16 protein-coding genes and 1 pseudogene are annotated in these 14,511 nt (G+C 62.2%); all 17 read left to right on the top strand.

Going from position 1 to position 14,511, the window contains the following annotated elements:
• The first annotated feature begins 40 nt into the window (after positions 1 to 40).
• The 17 genes and pseudogenes from rpsE (at position 41) to eccB (ending at position 14,497) form a co-directional block, all read left to right on the top strand.
• Positions 41 to 763, top strand: coding sequence for a 30S ribosomal protein S5 (gene rpsE / locus KBX07_RS03430; protein WP_005286663.1), 723 nt, complete (start codon positions 41 to 43; stop codon positions 761 to 763).
• Positions 764 to 769: 6 nt separating this feature from the next.
• Positions 770 to 955 (top strand): 50S ribosomal protein L30, encoded by a 186-nt coding sequence (rpmD, locus tag KBX07_RS03425; RefSeq protein WP_005286661.1) that lies wholly within the window; start codon positions 770 to 772, stop codon positions 953 to 955.
• Between the two features lie 2 nt (positions 956 to 957).
• Positions 958 to 1,401 (top strand): annotated as a pseudogene (gene rplO, locus KBX07_RS03420) (50S ribosomal protein L15); the annotation flags it as partial.
• Between the two features lie 445 nt (positions 1,402 to 1,846).
• Positions 1,847 to 3,175, top strand: a complete 1,329-nt coding sequence (gene secY, locus KBX07_RS03415; protein ID WP_256023018.1) for a preprotein translocase subunit SecY — start codon at positions 1,847 to 1,849, stop codon at positions 3,173 to 3,175.
• Complete coding sequence (locus tag KBX07_RS03410; RefSeq protein WP_005286653.1) at positions 3,175 to 3,720, top strand: adenylate kinase; 546 nt, start codon at positions 3,175 to 3,177, stop codon at positions 3,718 to 3,720. The genes secY and KBX07_RS03410 overlap by 1 nt, the downstream gene beginning before the upstream one ends.
• The gene (gene map, locus KBX07_RS03405) at positions 3,721 to 4,518 is read left to right on the top strand and encodes a type I methionyl aminopeptidase (RefSeq protein WP_005286650.1); all 798 of its coding nucleotides are present in this window, start codon (positions 3,721 to 3,723) and stop codon (positions 4,516 to 4,518) included. It begins immediately after the preceding gene.
• Between the two features lie 79 nt (positions 4,519 to 4,597).
• Entirely contained in the window at positions 4,598 to 5,017 is a 420-nt protein-coding gene (locus KBX07_RS03400; RefSeq protein ID WP_256023016.1) for a hypothetical protein, read from the top strand.
• A 94-nt stretch (positions 5,018 to 5,111) separates the two neighbouring features.
• Entirely contained in the window at positions 5,112 to 5,873 is a 762-nt protein-coding gene (locus KBX07_RS03395) for a L,D-transpeptidase (protein ID WP_256023015.1), read from the top strand.
• A gap of 179 nt (positions 5,874 to 6,052) precedes the next feature.
• Entirely contained in the window at positions 6,053 to 6,271 is a 219-nt protein-coding gene (gene infA, locus KBX07_RS03390; protein ID WP_040423423.1) for a translation initiation factor IF-1, read from the top strand.
• 180 nt (positions 6,272 to 6,451) lie between these two features.
• Positions 6,452 to 6,820, top strand: a complete 369-nt coding sequence (gene rpsM / locus KBX07_RS03385) for a 30S ribosomal protein S13 (protein WP_005286639.1) — start codon at positions 6,452 to 6,454, stop codon at positions 6,818 to 6,820.
• Positions 6,821 to 6,823: 3 nt separating this feature from the next.
• Complete coding sequence (gene rpsK, locus KBX07_RS03380; protein ID WP_040423422.1) at positions 6,824 to 7,228, top strand: 30S ribosomal protein S11; 405 nt, start codon at positions 6,824 to 6,826, stop codon at positions 7,226 to 7,228.
• Between the two features lie 29 nt (positions 7,229 to 7,257).
• Positions 7,258 to 7,863, top strand: a complete 606-nt coding sequence (gene rpsD / locus KBX07_RS03375; protein ID WP_005286633.1) for a 30S ribosomal protein S4 — start codon at positions 7,258 to 7,260, stop codon at positions 7,861 to 7,863.
• Between the two features lie 45 nt (positions 7,864 to 7,908).
• Positions 7,909 to 8,922, top strand: coding sequence for a DNA-directed RNA polymerase subunit alpha (locus KBX07_RS03370; RefSeq protein ID WP_255994426.1), 1,014 nt, complete (start codon positions 7,909 to 7,911; stop codon positions 8,920 to 8,922).
• 52 nt (positions 8,923 to 8,974) lie between these two features.
• Positions 8,975 to 9,619: a 50S ribosomal protein L17 gene (gene rplQ, locus KBX07_RS03365; protein WP_255994427.1), complete on the top strand. Its 645-nt coding sequence runs from the start codon at positions 8,975 to 8,977 to the stop codon at positions 9,617 to 9,619.
• Positions 9,620 to 9,963: 344 nt separating this feature from the next.
• A complete protein-coding gene (truA, locus tag KBX07_RS03360; protein ID WP_256023013.1) occupies positions 9,964 to 10,875 on the top strand; it encodes a tRNA pseudouridine(38-40) synthase TruA in 912 nt (303 codons plus the stop codon).
• Positions 10,876 to 10,911: 36 nt separating this feature from the next.
• A complete protein-coding gene (locus KBX07_RS03355) occupies positions 10,912 to 13,149 on the top strand; it encodes a DUF6541 family protein (RefSeq protein WP_255994429.1) in 2,238 nt (745 codons plus the stop codon).
• Between the two features lie 40 nt (positions 13,150 to 13,189).
• Positions 13,190 to 14,497 (top strand): type VII secretion protein EccB, encoded by a 1,308-nt coding sequence (eccB, locus tag KBX07_RS03350; protein WP_255994430.1) that lies wholly within the window; start codon positions 13,190 to 13,192, stop codon positions 14,495 to 14,497.
• Positions 14,498 to 14,511: the final 14 nt, after the last annotated feature.

Here is a 14,511-nt window from a genome sequence, read left to right as displayed (position 1 = left end):
CCGCAGCAAAGCTCGCAAACATCAACGGAAGGATCGCGTAATGGCCGAGCGTGAACAGCGTGAAGGCGGAGCATCCGCCGAGGACCAGAACCAGAACGCTGCAGCAGACAACGCTGCAACGGACAACAACGACAACCGCGGTCGCGGCGACCGTAACGGCCGCGGTGACCGTAATGACCGAGGCGACCGCGGTGGCCGCGGCCGCCGTGACGACCGCCGCAACGATCGCGGTGGCCGCGACGACGAGCGCGACAAGTACATCGAGCGCGTCGTGACCATCAACCGTGTGGCCAAGACCGTTAAGGGTGGCCGCAACATGTCCTTCACCGCACTCGTGGTCGTCGGCGACGGCCAGGGCATGGTCGGTGTCGGCTACGGCAAGGCCAAGGAAGTTCCGGCCGCAATTCAGAAGGGTGCTGAAGAGGCTCGCAAGAACTTCTTCCGCGTCCCGATGATCGGCGGCACCATCCCTCACCCGGTCCAGGGCGAGGCCGCAGCGGGCATCGTGATGCTCCGCCCGGCAGCTCCCGGTACCGGTGTCATCGCCGGCGGCGCTGCCCGCCCGGTGCTCGAGTGCGCTGGTGTCCAGGACATCCTGGCCAAGTCCCTCGGTTCCGACAACGCCCTCAACGTGGTTCAGGCCACCGTTGCCGGCCTGAAGGAACTCGTCCGCCCCGAGGAAGTTGCTGCACGCCGCGGCAAGTCCATCGAGGAGGTCGCTCCGGCCCGTATGCTGCGTGCACGCGCAGGACAGGAGGCGTAACCCACCATGGCACTGAAGATCACTTTGAACCACGGTCTCGTCGGTGAGAAGCCGACGACCCGCAAGAACATTGAGGCTCTGGGTCTGCGCAAGATTGGCCACTCCGTGGTCAAGAAGGACAATGACGCTACTCGCGGCATGATCCTCAAGGTGCGCCACCTGGTCACCGTCGAAGAAGTAGCAGGGGAGTAAACATGGCTGAAGTAATCAAGCTCCATGATCTGCGCCCGGCTGAGGGTGCAAACAAGGCGAAGACCCGCGTCGGCCGCGGTGAGGCGTCCAAGGGTAAGACCGCTGGCCGCGGTACCAAGGGCACCAAGGCCCGCAAGCAGGTGTCGGCAGCATTCGAAGGTGGCCAGATGCCGCTTCACATGCGCCTGCCGAAGCTGAAGGGCTTCAAGAACCCGAACAAGGTCATCTACCAGGTTGTCAACGTTTCCGACCTGGCAAAGGCCTTCCCGGAGGGCGGCACCATCACCACCGCTGACATTGCTGACGCTGGCCTGGTTCGCAAGAACCAACCGGTGAAGGTGCTCGGTGACGGTGAGATCAGCGTCAAGCTGAACATCACCGCCGAGAAGTTCTCCAAGTCCGCGTCGGAGAAGATCACCGCCGCTGGTGGCACCACCACCGAGGCAGTGTCCCGCGCCACGGCTGTCCAGACGGACGCCGCGGCTGATGCCGCCGACGCTCAGGGCGTCAAGGAGTCTGACCCGTTGACGGGCACGGCCTCCATGACAAGGCCGGCAGCAGACGAGGCTGACGAGGAGAACTAAACCCTCAAAAGCTCCACGTCCATCCCCGCGATGACGGATTCATTTCCGCCCTCGCGGGGATTTTTCATGCCGCGGGGTCATTGTGGCGCCGGGGTCTTATCGCATGGTTCGCAGGCAGGGGAGTGCCACGGTCGCGGCGAGAAGCCCACGGAAAACGCCTTGTACTAGTTGCCGTTTCATGGTTTGTCCGGCGCACCTGCTAGGGTGGACGAGTCAAATATGCCCCGGTGTGTGCCGGGTGCGAACCGTACGTAACTGTCCGCAATCTTCTCTGGTGCTGCCACGGCCAGAGAAGCCAGGAGGCCACGTGTCAGCCATTGTTCAAGCGTTCAAGGACGCCGATCTACGCAAGAAGATCCTGATCACCATTGCGCTGATTGTTCTGTACCGCATCGGTGCGCAGATCCCCACCCCGGGAGTCGACTACGCGATCATCGCGGAGCGTCTCTCCGCTCTGACGGAGAGCGGCGAGTCGAACATCTTCTCCGTGATCAGCTTGTTCTCGGGGGGCGCGCTGCTGCAGCTATCCATCTTCGCCATCGGCATTATGCCGTACATTACGTCGTCGATCATCACCCAGCTGCTGACAGTGGTCATTCCGCGCTTCGAGGAGCTGAAGAAGGAAGGCCAGGCCGGCCAGACCAAGATGACGCAGTACACGCGTTACCTCACGGTGGCGCTCGCACTGTTGCAGTCTGCCGGCATCGTGGCGCTTGCGGACCGTGAGCAGCTCTTGGGTAGCGGCGTTCCGGTGCTGGTGGAGGATCGCACCATTTGGACGCTGATCATGATGGTCATTGTGATGACCTCCGGTGCGATCCTGATCATGTGGCTCGGTGAGATCATCACTGAAAAGGGTGTGGGCAACGGTATGTCGCTGCTCATCTTCGCTGGTATCGCCACCCGCCTTCCCACGGACGGTGCGTCCATCTACAGCCAATCCGGACCGGTCGTGTTCGCGGTGGTTGTCGCGGCTGTGATTCTTCTCGTGGTCGGCATCGTGTTCATCGAGCAGGGCCAGCGTCGTATTCCGGTGCAGTACGCAAAGCGCATGGTGGGCCGCCGCCAGTACGGTGGCACTTCCACCTACCTGCCGCTGAAGGTCAACCAGGCCGGTGTGATCCCGGTGATCTTCGCCTCCTCGCTGATGTATGTCCCGGTTCTGATCACCCAGATTGTCAACTCCGACAAGCCGGTTCCGCCGGACAACTGGTGGATGTCCAACGTTATGGCGTGGTTGCAGAACCCGGGATCCTGGCAGTACATCCTGATCTACTTCACCCTGATCATCTTCTTCGCCTACTTCTACGTGTCTATCCAGTATGACCCGAACGAGCAGGCCGACAACATGAAGAAGTACGGCGGCTTCATCCCGGGCATTCGTCCGGGCCGCCCGACTGCGGAGTACCTGGCATTTGTGATGAACCGTCTGCTCTTCGTTGGCGCCATCTACCTCGGCCTGATCGCCATTCTTCCGAACATCGCTTTGGATCTGGGTGTCGGCGGTAGCGGCAACATGGGCATGTCCGCGTTCGGTGGTACGGCTATCCTGATTATGGTGTCCGTGGCACTGACCACGGTGAAGCAAATTGAATCCCAGCTACTGCAATCCAACTACGAAGGACTGTTGAAATAATGCGTCTCGTTCTCCTTGGCCCTCCCGGTGCCGGCAAAGGTACCCAAGCAGCAATTCTCTCCGAGAAGCTGAACATCCCCCACATCTCCACGGGCGATCTGTTCCGCGCGAACATCGGCGAAGGCACTCCGCTTGGCGTGGAGGCGAAGGAGTACATCGATGCGGGCAAGCTGGTGCCCACTGAGGTCACCGCGCGCATGGTCGAAGAACGTTTGGCCGAGCAGGACGCGGAAAACGGATGGCTTCTCGACGGCTTCCCGCGCACCGTCGAGCAAGCCGAGATCCTCGCGGAGCTACTTGACCGTCAGGGCCAAAAGCTCGACGGTGTGATCAATTACCAGGTGGACGAGGATGTTGTCGTTGAGCGCATGCTCGCCCGCGGGCGCGCCGATGACAACGAGGAGACCATTCGCACCCGTCTGCAGGTCTACCGCGATGAGACCTCTCCGCTGATCGATCACTACGGTGACGCCTTGATCAACATTGATGCGGACGGTGAGGTTGAAGAGGTCAACGCCCGCACTATGGAGCGTCTGGGCCAGTAAATGCTGTTCGGCCGGAAGCGGGCGATCCCGGCGAAAACGCCGGGTGAGCTCGATGCGATGGAGGAGGCCGGCAAGATCGTCGGCATCGCGCTGCAAGAAGTGCGCAAGGCGGCAGTCGCAGGCTCTACCACGCTGGATCTAGACACTGTGGCGGAGCAGGTCATCCGCGACCACGGTGCCATTCCGACGTTCAAGGGATACAACGGTTTTCCTGGATCGATCTGCGCGTCCGTGAACGATGTCGTCGTCCACGGCATCCCGGGGAAGAACATCGTTCTGGCTGACGGCGATCTAGTATCCATTGACTGCGGCGCGACATTCGACGGCTGGGTCGGTGACTCGGCGTGGAGCTTCGGGGTGGGGGAGCTGTCTGCGGACGTCGATAAGCTCAATCGCGCAACCGAGCAGGTACTTGAAGAAGGCCTGCAGGCGATGGTGCCGGGTAACAGGCTTACCGACGTCTCCCACGCGCTCGAGCAAGCCACCCGTCGCGCTGAACAGGCATTCGGTGTTGAATTGGGAATTCTCGCCGGTTACGGCGGCCACGGTATTGGCCGCGCGATGCACGAAGACCCGTACCTGGAGAATGAAGGCCGGCCTGGCCGTGGCCCGCTGATTCAGGCAGGGTCGGTGCTGGCGATTGAACCGATGCTCATTCTGGGGGGTGAGACCGATTCGGTCGTCCTGGAGGATGACTGGACGGTCGTTACCGCTGATGGCTCACCGGCTGCTCACTGGGAGCACACTGTCGCTGCGACTGAAAACGGACCGCGAATTTTGACGCCGCGGACAGGGTAGAACCAGCAAAGTTATTCAACGTGAATACAATTTCGCGTTTATGTATGCGTTTAGTATGTCTAGGCGTTAAGCTTTTAGCATGTTCACTTCTTCCCGTAAACATCGCACTTTCGTCATTGCTGTCAGTACTGCCGTAGCCGTGTCTGCGGCACCCGCCGTTGCCGAGGCGGATGCCGCGTCAGCTCAGAGCTCTGGGGCCCAGATAAGCGCATCGATCGGCCGCGAAGGTTCTTCCAGCAACCTCGATGCCGTTGAAATCTTGGGGGCTGCTCGAGAGTTTGCGCGTGATCAGGCTTCCGCCATTGCCTCCGGCAACCCTGCGGTAGAGGGGCTGCTGCACGGGGCGATCGACAACATTGTCGGGAGGATCGCACCGGGCTTGCTCGAGGAGCAGGCGAAAGAACTCCCAGAGACGACAGAGACGACTCAGCCTGAGCCTAGCCTCCCGACAACACCTGAAGAACGTGGCGGTAAGCCGATTTTCGAGTTTCAGTGGTAGCTGACCAAGCTATTCACAGCTTTTCTGCGGTTCTCGGACAAGCAATTGTGCGCAGCACTTCACCCAACTAATAGTTTCGGGTTATACTTTCCGCATGCACAAACCAACTTTCCGTTCCGTGCGGGCTCTCGTGGCCGGTGTAGGTGTAACGGCTGCTCTAGTCGCGGCTCCCGTTCCGGCGCAGGCTCAGCCCGCCCTCCCGCAGGTCAACGTGTCCAGCTCTCCGTTCCTGCAGAATGCGGAAACGGCTCTCCAGGCAGCAGCCATGCAGATCAACCGTGATGCCCGCAACGCGGTGTGGGACACTCGCAATGCGTTGCGTAGCGCGGCCACCACAGTCTCCGGTGGCAACAGGGCACAGGAAAAGAAGCTTCACGACGGCATTGACCGCCTCGTCGATGCCATCGCCCCGGGGCTGATCGCCGAGAAGACCCCGAAGCCAAAACCTGCCCCGGCTCCCGCACCGAAGCCGGCTCCGGCGCCGCGCCCGGCCCCGGCTCCGCAGCCGGGTGGGTGTGCGCCGTCGGCACGCGCGTGCGTTGACCTGAAGAACCAGCGCACGTGGCTGCAGCGCGGCGGTAAGGTCAGCTACGGTCCGGTCCGCATGGGCTCCGGCAAGCCGGGCCATGAGACTCCGAAGGGATTCTTCTACGTCAACCGCAAGGTCAAGGACGAAATCTCTTGGGAGTTCAACAACGCCCCGATGCCGTTTGCTACCTACTTCACTTTCAACGGCATCGCGTTCCACCAGGGCGACCCGTCCATCAAGTCCCATGGTTGTGTCCGAATGCACCGCCAGGACGCGGAGCAATACTTCAACTCCCTGCAGATCGGTGACCAGGTCCACGTTTTCTAAACGCGTACCCGCACCCACGAGCTTGCTCCCCAACCATACGGTTGGGGATTTTGCTTTTATGCAGGTAGAAGGCTAAAGTTGTGCGATGGTGTGGGGCATGATTGCCACCGCACTATGTAGTAATGGTCGAAACGTCAGGTGACCAGCATATTTTCACTGTCACCAGGAAAGCGGAGTGTATGGCTAAAGAAGGCGCAATCGAGGTCGAGGGCCGCATTATCGAGCCCTTGAAGAACGCAATGTTCCGTGTCGAACTGGACAACGGGCACGAAGTTCTCGCCCACATCAGCGGCAAGATGCGCCAGCACTACATCCGCATCCTCCCCGAGGACCGTGTCGTTGTGGAGCTGTCTCCCTACGACCTGGAACGCGGGCGCATCACCTACCGCTACAAGTAAAACGAGAAGCCTCCTTATTCACGGCATGCCCCAAGGTGGGCATGTTTTCTCACCTCCGGCTGCGGTGGCTGGAGCCGCGTGAACCACGACCCAAGTGTCCGGCCGGACCGGACCCAAGCGTCGACTGACGTGGACGAATAGGGAGAAAACCACCGAAACAACCTGAAAGGCACGTCCAACATGGCACGTCTCGCTGGTGTGGACCTTCCGCGCAACAAGCGCATGGAGGTCGCACTGACCTACATTTACGGAATCGGGCCTGCCCGTTCCAAGGAACTGCTCGAAAAGACCGGCATTTCTCCCGACCTGCGCACCGACAACCTGACCGACGATCAGGTCGCAGCTCTTCGTGATGTCATTGAGAACTCGTGGAAGGTTGAGGGTGACCTCCGCCGCGAAGTTCAGGCTGACATCCGCCGCAAGATTGAGATTGGCTCCTACCAGGGCCTGCGCCACCGCCGTGGACTTCCCGTCCGTGGCCAGCGCACCAAGACCAACGCGCGTACCCGCAAGGGACCGAAGAAGACCATCGCAGGAAAGAAGAAGTAATACATGCCTCCGAAGACTCGTTCCACTACGCGTCGCTCTGGTCGCCGCGTAGCCAAGAAGAATGTGGCCGCAGGCCACGCGTACATCAAGTCCACCTTCAACAACACCATCGTGTCCATCACGGACCCGAACGGTGCTGTCATCTCCTGGGCCTCCTCCGGCCACGTCGGTTTCAAGGGCTCCCGTAAGTCCACGCCGTTCGCCGCACAGATGGCCGCAGAGTCCGCGGCCCGCAAGGCAATGGACCACGGCATGAAGAAGGTCGACGTTTTCGTCAAGGGCCCGGGCTCCGGCCGCGAGACCGCAATCCGTTCCATCCAGGCCGCCGGCCTGGAGGTGTCCTCGATCTCCGACGTGACGCCGCAGCCGTTCAACGGCTGCCGTCCGCCGAAGCGTCGTCGCGTTTAACAGGCTGAAAGGAAAAGAGGTAACTACACATGGCTCGTTACACCGGCCCTGCTACCCGTAAGTCCCGTCGCCTCCGCGTCGACCTCGTCGGCGGCGACATGTCCTTCGAGCGTCGCCCCTACCCTCCGGGGCAGGCTGGCCGCGCCCGCATCAAGGAGTCCGAGTACCTGCTCCAGCTGCAGGAGAAGCAGAAGGCACGCTTCACCTACGGTGTCATGGAGAAGCAATTCCGCCGCTACTACGAGGAGGCTAACCGCCTCCCGGGCAAGACCGGCGACAACCTGCTGGTGCTCCTGGAATCCCGTCTGGACAACGTTGTGTACCGTGCTGGTCTGGCGCGCACCCGCCGCCAGGCACGTCAGCTGGTTTCCCACGGCCACTTCACCGTCAACGGTGTGAAGACCAATGTGCCGTCCTACCAGGTGACCCAGTACGACATCATCGACGTCCGCGAAAAGTCCCGTAACATGCTCTGGTTCGAAGACGCCCAGGACAACCTGGTCGACTCCGTTGTCCCGGCCTGGCTGCAGGTCGTTCCGGAGACCCTGCGCATCCTCGTGCACCAGCTGCCCGAGCGCGCTCAGATTGACGTTCCGCTGCAAGAGCAGCTCATCGTCGAGCTTTACTCGAAGTAACCCCCTACCGGCGTCATATAGCGGTCGCCGAAAAAGGAGAAGTTCATGCTCATCTCACAGCGTCCTCAACTCACCGAGGAATACATCGACACCAACCGTTCGAAGTTCGTCATCGAACCGCTCGAGCCCGGTTTCGGCTACACCCTCGGTAACTCTCTGCGCCGTACGCTGCTGTCGTCCATCCCGGGCGCTGCAGTGACGTCCATCAAGATCGAGGGTGTGCTCCACGAGTTCACCACGATCAACGGCGTCAAAGAGAACGTCTCTGAGATCATCCTCAACATCAAGAACCTGGTGCTGTCCTCCGATTCCGATGAACCGGTGGTCATGTACCTGTCCGCACAGGGCCCGGCCGACGTCACCGCCGCAGATATTGATCTGCCTGCCGACGTCACCGTGCACAACCCGGACCTGCACATCGCTTCTCTGAACGAGAGCGCACGCCTGGACATGGAGCTCGTTGTCGAGCGTGGCCGCGGTTACGTCCCGGCGATGACCAACTCCGGCGGCGAGATCGGCCGTATCCCGGTCGACCAGATCTACTCGCCTGTGCTGAAGGTGTCCTACAAGGTTGAGGCAACCCGTGTTGAGCAGCGCACTGACTTTGACAAGCTGATCATCGACGTGGAGACCAAGAACTCCATGAGCGCCCGCGACGCCCTGGCGTCCGCTGGCTCCACCCTGGTCGAGTTGTTCGGTCTCGCACGCGAGCTGAACACTGCCGCCGAGGGCATCGAGATCGGCCCGTCTCCGCAGGAGACCGAGTACATCGCTGCATACAACATGCCGATCGAAGACCTGAACTTCTCCGTCCGCTCCTACAACTGCCTGAAGCGCCAGGAGATCCACACTGTCGGTGAGCTCGCTGAATGCACCGAGTCCGACCTGCTGGATATCCGTAACTTCGGCCAGAAGTCCATCAACGAGGTCAAGATCAAGCTGGCTTCCCTGGGCCTGACGCTCAAGGATGCTCCGGAAGACTTCGATCCGACCCAGATTGAGGGCTACGACGCGGAAACCGGCGATTACGTTGACGGCGGCTTGGACGACGCTGAGTAAAGAACTGAGCGCCGCACGCGCACACACTTTTTAATCCACGAGGAGTACAACAATGCCTACCCCGAAGAAGGGCCCGCGTCTCGGCGGCTCGGCTGGGCACCAGAAGCACATTCTGGCCAACCTGGCTAGCCAGCTGTTCGAGCACGGCGCCATCACCACCACCGACGCCAAGGCGAAGGTTCTGCGCCCGTACGCGGAGAAGCTGATCACCAAGGCAAAGTCCGGCACGGTCAACGACCGTCGCGCCGTGGCTGCCGAGATCCCGAACAAGGACGTCGTTACGTACCTGTTCAACGAGCTTGCTCCGAGGTTCGAGAACCGCCCCGGTGGTTACACCCGCACCATCAAGCTGGAGAACCGCAAGGGCGACAACGCCCCAATGTCCCAGATCTCCCTCGTTCTCGAGGAGACTGTCTCTGCTGAGGCGACCCGCGCTACCCGCGCAGCAGCGTCCCGCGAGAAGGCTGCCCAGGAAGCAGCCGCTGGCCAGGATGCAGCCGCACCGGCTGAGGCTGAGGTGACCGAGGTCAACGAGGCTACCGAGGCTGACGCTACCGCCGCAGCTGAGTCTGAGAACACGACCACTGTCGTCGCTCCGGAGAGCGAAGAGACTGTTGTGAACATTAACGAGGTTGAGACTCAGGCTGACGCGACCGAGGTCGTCGAGGAAGAAGCTGAGGCTGAGGGCGACAAGTAAGCCCGTCATGTAGGGCTATAGGCCCGTTCGTGAAAACCGCCTGTTGAGGAGATGCCTTCTCGACGGGCGGTTTTCTTTTTTAAGGTTTATTTGAGTAGCGCTCTTCTAGTCCCAAGCCGTAGTTCTGGAACCCCCGCGCCCCCCAACCGCTGCGCCGCATTGAGGTAAGTTCGAAATCGCCGTTCCAGAAGAGCTTCTAGCAGATAGATTGCATCCCCCAAGATGTAGTATGAAACCCGAGCGCAGGACGAGCTCCTCGCATATACATCGCACCGCCCGAAGGTTCGCTTTCGGGCGGTGTTGTCATATCGGGGTTAGACCGCAGATTGGTACGGTAAGCCCCGATGAAACATCAAGCATCCAACCCTGGTTTAGATGAAGAGCAAGCGGGCATTGTCCGCCTCCGCCTCGACATCGCGTATGACGGCACTCGGTTCCACGGCTGGGCCCGCCAGGCGGCTGCCCCGGGGGAGGAGACCCCAGTACGGACGGTGCAGGGGGAACTGGAAGATGCGCTCAGCCTCATCTTGCGTCATCCCGTGGAGCTCACCGTTGCGGGGCGCACGGATGCCGGGGTGCATGCTATAGGCCAGGTCGCGCACGCGGATGTGCCCAAACACGCGCTCGACCAGCGGTCGATCGTCGGGGAGCCGGAGAAGCTCACCCGCCGCCTCGCTCGGCTGCTGGAACCGGACCTCCGGGTCACCGCTGTCACCGAGGCACCACGAGATTTCGATGCCCGTTTCTCTGCGCTGACGCGCACCTACCGCTACCGGGTGACCACCAATACTGCTGGTCCGAACCCGCTCAGGCGCACGGACACCGCGGCGTGGAGCAAGAAGATTGACCTTCACGCCGTGCAGGAGACGGCAACGGCCTTGGTCGGGCTGAATGACTATGCGGCGTTCTGCAAGCCCCGGCCTCACGCCACCACGATCCGCGACATTCACTCTTTCACGTGGGCGGATGTCTCCACGCCGGAGGAACCGGAGCTCTACGAAGCCACGATCACCGCTGATGCGTTTTGCTGGCACATGGTTCGGGCCCTCGTCGCTACGTGTTTGGACGTCGGCTCAGGTGCTCGTGATGTCTCGTGGGCAAAGACGTTGCTCGCCGCACATGAGAGGGATCCATTGGTCAAACTAGCGCCGGCGAACGGGCTTACCCTCATTCGCGTGGACTACCCAGAGGCCGCTCATCTGGGGGAGAGGGTGTTGGTGACTAGGGATCGTCGTAAAGCGAAGGATGTGGAATAGACTGCTCTGATGGAACAGGGAAGAAAGTAGGGCCGCATGGATGTAGTCGGAGCTGTTTGGCTCGTCATTGCGGTGTTCACTCTGCCTGGACTCATCGTGGCCTGGGTTGCGGGAGCGAAGCTGCCAGCGGCGGCTGCGGCGAGTTTGCCGGCAACCTTCGGGCTGATCGGGTTCGGTAGCTGGCTGCTGGGCGCGCTGGGGATCCGTTTCGGGTGGCCGTCGTTCATCTTCTTCCTTGTGCTCGTGCTGGTGCTCGCCGGCGTGTGGCGTTTCATGTTCGCGCGGAAAGCCAAGCGTGACGGCGCCGAAACGTGGCTGCGTGCTTTGTGGCCCGGAGATTGGCGGCGGAGAAGCATCCTGGATCCGTCGTGGGTGCTCCCAGCTGCCGGTGTGACGGCGGGCGCGTGGATGCTCATCGCGAAGATGCTGGAGCTGCAGGACAACGTTCCGCACAAGATGGAAAACATCGTGCAGGGCTGGGACACGCAGTGGCACGCCAACGCGGTGCGCTTCATCATGGAGGAGGGCGTTGCCTCGCCCACGCGCATGGGTGAGCTGCAAAGCCCGGAGACACACGTGGACTTGTTCTACCCGTCAGGCTTCCACGCGGCGACGGCACTGTTCGCCCATGCTGGCGGGTGGGAGCCAGTGCCGGCGATGAATCTCGCTTCCATTGTCGCGACGAGTCTCGCGGTCGCTGGCGGTGCGGCGGGTCTGGCGTGGGCGATCGCTCGCGGTCAAGGCATGGTCGCGCAAATCGCCGCTGGGCTGGCTCCAATCGCCATTTACGCGTCGCCGTCTGTGGTGTGGATCAGCGATTACGTGGGCATGCGCCCCTACATCGTGTCCATCGGCTTGTCCGGGATGGTGGTCGCGCTGTTCATGCAGGTTCCGCGCTACAGGGCCCTGAGCTTTGCGACGCTCTTTGCCTTCCTCGGCGTCCTCCAAGTCCATCCCGCTGCCGTGACCGTCGTGGTCCTCGCAGTTCTCCTGTACTGGGCGACGTACCTGGTGTGGCGCCCCGACCGCACCCGTGTCAGCGACGTGCTGTGGCTGGCCATTCCTGCGCTGGGTGGCACGCTGTCGTTCCTGCCGCAGTTGCTCGCCGGCCGGACTCAGGCGGAGGAGGTTCAAGCCTGGGACAACCGGGAGGCCGTGACCTCCACAGAGGCATGGCACAGGGCGTTTTACATGCAGGCCCGCCACACCGACGAGTTCTTCCCCACATTTGACCCGACGATGCTGTTCTGGCTCGCCGGCTTCGGTGCCATTGTCATGCTGCTGTGGCGCGGGCAGGTATGGGCGCCGATCTTCTACGGGCTCATGGTGTCCACGACAGCCAACGCGATGCGACCGGTGGACAATCTTTTCGAGCCATTGCTGGCGTTCCTCGGCTCGGCCCACTACAACTCGGCCCACCGCGTCGCCACAATCGTCGCCCTGACACTCTTTGCTGGGGCTGCCGTGGGAGCAGCAGTGATCATCCGGGTGCTGTGCTTGGCGCCGGTCGCGGTGCGTAGGCCGAAGCGCCCGTGGCAGTGGGGGACCGCTATTGCTTCGGCTGTCCTCGCAGGCTTCACCGGCTGGGGCACGGGAGTGTGGGCTGCCACAGCCGCCGCTGAGGGTGCCAAGGAATCCTACGAGGCCTCCCGTGTGGATGACCGGATGATCGATGAAGACCAGTTGGAAGCATTCGAATGGCTCGCATCCCGCCCGGAGGCGCAAGAGGGCTTGGTCATGGGTGAATCCACGGAAGGGTACTCCTGGATCTACTCCATCGAGGGCGTGCCCACCGTGAGCCGCCACTACCTGTGGCCCTCGGGTGGTTTGGGCACCAACTCGAGCATCCTGAGTGACCATGCCGCCCTGCTCGGCGCGGGTCAGCGCGGCAAGCCGGATGAGGGCAATGTTGTCGATGCGGCCGCCGCCCACCTAGACGTGCGGTTCATCATCTCCACCGGAAACACCTTCTGGGGCGAACCGAGCAACTGGCAGGTGGACACTGCCCTGTGGACCTCGCCGGGTGTCACGCCCGTCTACCAGCTCAACCGTGTGACCATCTTCGCTGTGAACGAGAAGTTCAGCGCCGAAGAGCTGCGCGAGCTCCAACAAGACGCGGTGGACAACGGCGGATCCACGGAGCTTCCATCCCTCCAGCCTGTCGCCCCAGGGGCCGATACGTCAGAGTCCGGCTCTGCAGAATCCGGCACCCCGGCCCCCGAGGGGCGCGGTCCTGCCGCCCGTATGCTTGAAGCCCCGGGGTGGGCGCTCTAAACTCCGAGGGAGTATTTGGGGGAATTGATCGGGGGGTCACGTGTCCCGCACACACGACGAGAAAACGAACACAGCGCAGCGGCTGCTGCCAACAACGCGCTCACAGGTCTCGGGGCACCGCTTCATGCGCCGACGGGTGGAGCACGGGCTCATCTACGGTGACATCCGGATGATCCATGATCCACTGGCGTCGCGCCGACGTTCCGCAATCTTCGGCCTCATTGCGGTCGTGCTCATCGCCGGCGGATGCGGGCTGTTCGCCTGGCTCAAACCGAATCCTGATCCGGGGTCGGCGGCGATCATGCGCGCGGCCGACGGCTCGCTCTACGTCCGGGTAGGCGAGGTGGTGCATCCGGTGACGAACTTGACGTCGGCACGCTTGATCGCGGGTAGCCCGGACGAGCCGCAGCGTGTCGGGGACGAACGTTTAACGGATTATCCTCGCGGGGTGCCGCTGGGCCTGACCACCGCGCCCGCGATGTTCGCGCCCGAGGGGAGCAACGACATCGCGTGGAGTGCATGTTCGCTTATCGACGCCTCCCGTACCCCCACCCTCACCATCCACGCCGGCCCCGCTCCTGAATTGCTTGCACAGCGTGAGGCGATTCTTGTCGCCCACGACGGCGACGACTGGCTGGTGACGCAGGCTGGCCGCGCGAAACTCCCGCCTGCCACAGACCCGGCGGGACGGCTGATCCGGCGCGAGCTCGGCATCGATGCGGCCACGCCGCGCCGGGAAATGCACAGCGGTGTTCTCGGCGCATTGCGTGAATTGCCGCTGATCGGCTTGCCACACCCGTTGCCGCGCGTGCTGGAAACGGGTGCGGAGGCGTGGATACTCACCGGCCACGGCGGCGTGCAACAGATCACCCCGCTGCAACGGGATGTGCTCGTGGCGGCAGGCGCGCACACCGAACGAACTGATACGGCTGCGATCGCGGCCTATCCCGACGCCGATCCACCGCTGACGTTGTCGATCCCGGACGAGAAACCGGAATGGGGTGACCCAGCTGCCACCTCCGGTGCTGTAGAGACCGCCGTCTGCGCGGCAGAGAACGGTCAAGCCGGTCGGCGCCCAGCCGATGCACTCACAAGGGGAGCGGTCGAACTGTCAGGGGCAGGCCCGGCTACCCACTTCATCGGGTTGTCGGACGGGGCTGTCGGGGTCGATACCGGATTTAGTTACCACGTTGTGTCGGGTGCAGGGCAGCGTCACGGTGTTGACCAGCAGGCAGTTCTGGAGATGATCGGGGTGGCGCATATGGAAAAGGCCCCGTGGGCAATCATTGGTCTGTTGCCCGCGGGGCCGGATCTCACGCGCGAAGCTGCACTGACCGCGACATACTGAACGGGCGCCGGCTG

Origin of the sequence: Corynebacterium sp. CCUG 70398 (genome assembly GCF_024454055.1) — a bacterium.
GTDB classification, from domain to species: domain Bacteria; phylum Actinomycetota; class Actinomycetes; order Mycobacteriales; family Mycobacteriaceae; genus Corynebacterium; species Corynebacterium genitalium.
The sequence above is the reverse complement of the archived record's forward strand: the minus strand, read 5'-3'. Positions and strand labels throughout refer to the sequence as shown.

Coding starts and splice junctions, on each gene's coding strand:
- KBX07_RS03410 (WP_005286653.1), top strand. CDS start 3,175: ATGCGTCTCGTTCTCCTTGGCCCTCCCGGTGCCGGCAAAGGTACCCAA.
- rpsK (WP_040423422.1), top strand. CDS start 6,824: ATGCCTCCGAAGACTCGTTCCACTACGCGTCGCTCTGGTCGCCGCGTA.
- KBX07_RS03395 (WP_256023015.1), top strand. CDS start 5,112: ATGCACAAACCAACTTTCCGTTCCGTGCGGGCTCTCGTGGCCGGTGTA.
- map (WP_005286650.1), top strand. CDS start 3,721: ATGCTGTTCGGCCGGAAGCGGGCGATCCCGGCGAAAACGCCGGGTGAG.
- rpsM (WP_005286639.1), top strand. CDS start 6,452: ATGGCACGTCTCGCTGGTGTGGACCTTCCGCGCAACAAGCGCATGGAG.
- infA (WP_040423423.1), top strand. CDS start 6,053: ATGGCTAAAGAAGGCGCAATCGAGGTCGAGGGCCGCATTATCGAGCCC.
- KBX07_RS03400 (WP_256023016.1), top strand. CDS start 4,598: ATGTTCACTTCTTCCCGTAAACATCGCACTTTCGTCATTGCTGTCAGT.
- rplQ (WP_255994427.1), top strand. CDS start 8,975: ATGCCTACCCCGAAGAAGGGCCCGCGTCTCGGCGGCTCGGCTGGGCAC.
- rpsE (WP_005286663.1), top strand. CDS start 41: ATGGCCGAGCGTGAACAGCGTGAAGGCGGAGCATCCGCCGAGGACCAG.
- truA (WP_256023013.1), top strand. CDS start 9,964: ATGAAACATCAAGCATCCAACCCTGGTTTAGATGAAGAGCAAGCGGGC.
- rpsD (WP_005286633.1), top strand. CDS start 7,258: ATGGCTCGTTACACCGGCCCTGCTACCCGTAAGTCCCGTCGCCTCCGC.
- rpmD (WP_005286661.1), top strand. CDS start 770: ATGGCACTGAAGATCACTTTGAACCACGGTCTCGTCGGTGAGAAGCCG.
- KBX07_RS03370 (WP_255994426.1), top strand. CDS start 7,909: ATGCTCATCTCACAGCGTCCTCAACTCACCGAGGAATACATCGACACC.
- KBX07_RS03355 (WP_255994429.1), top strand. CDS start 10,912: ATGGATGTAGTCGGAGCTGTTTGGCTCGTCATTGCGGTGTTCACTCTG.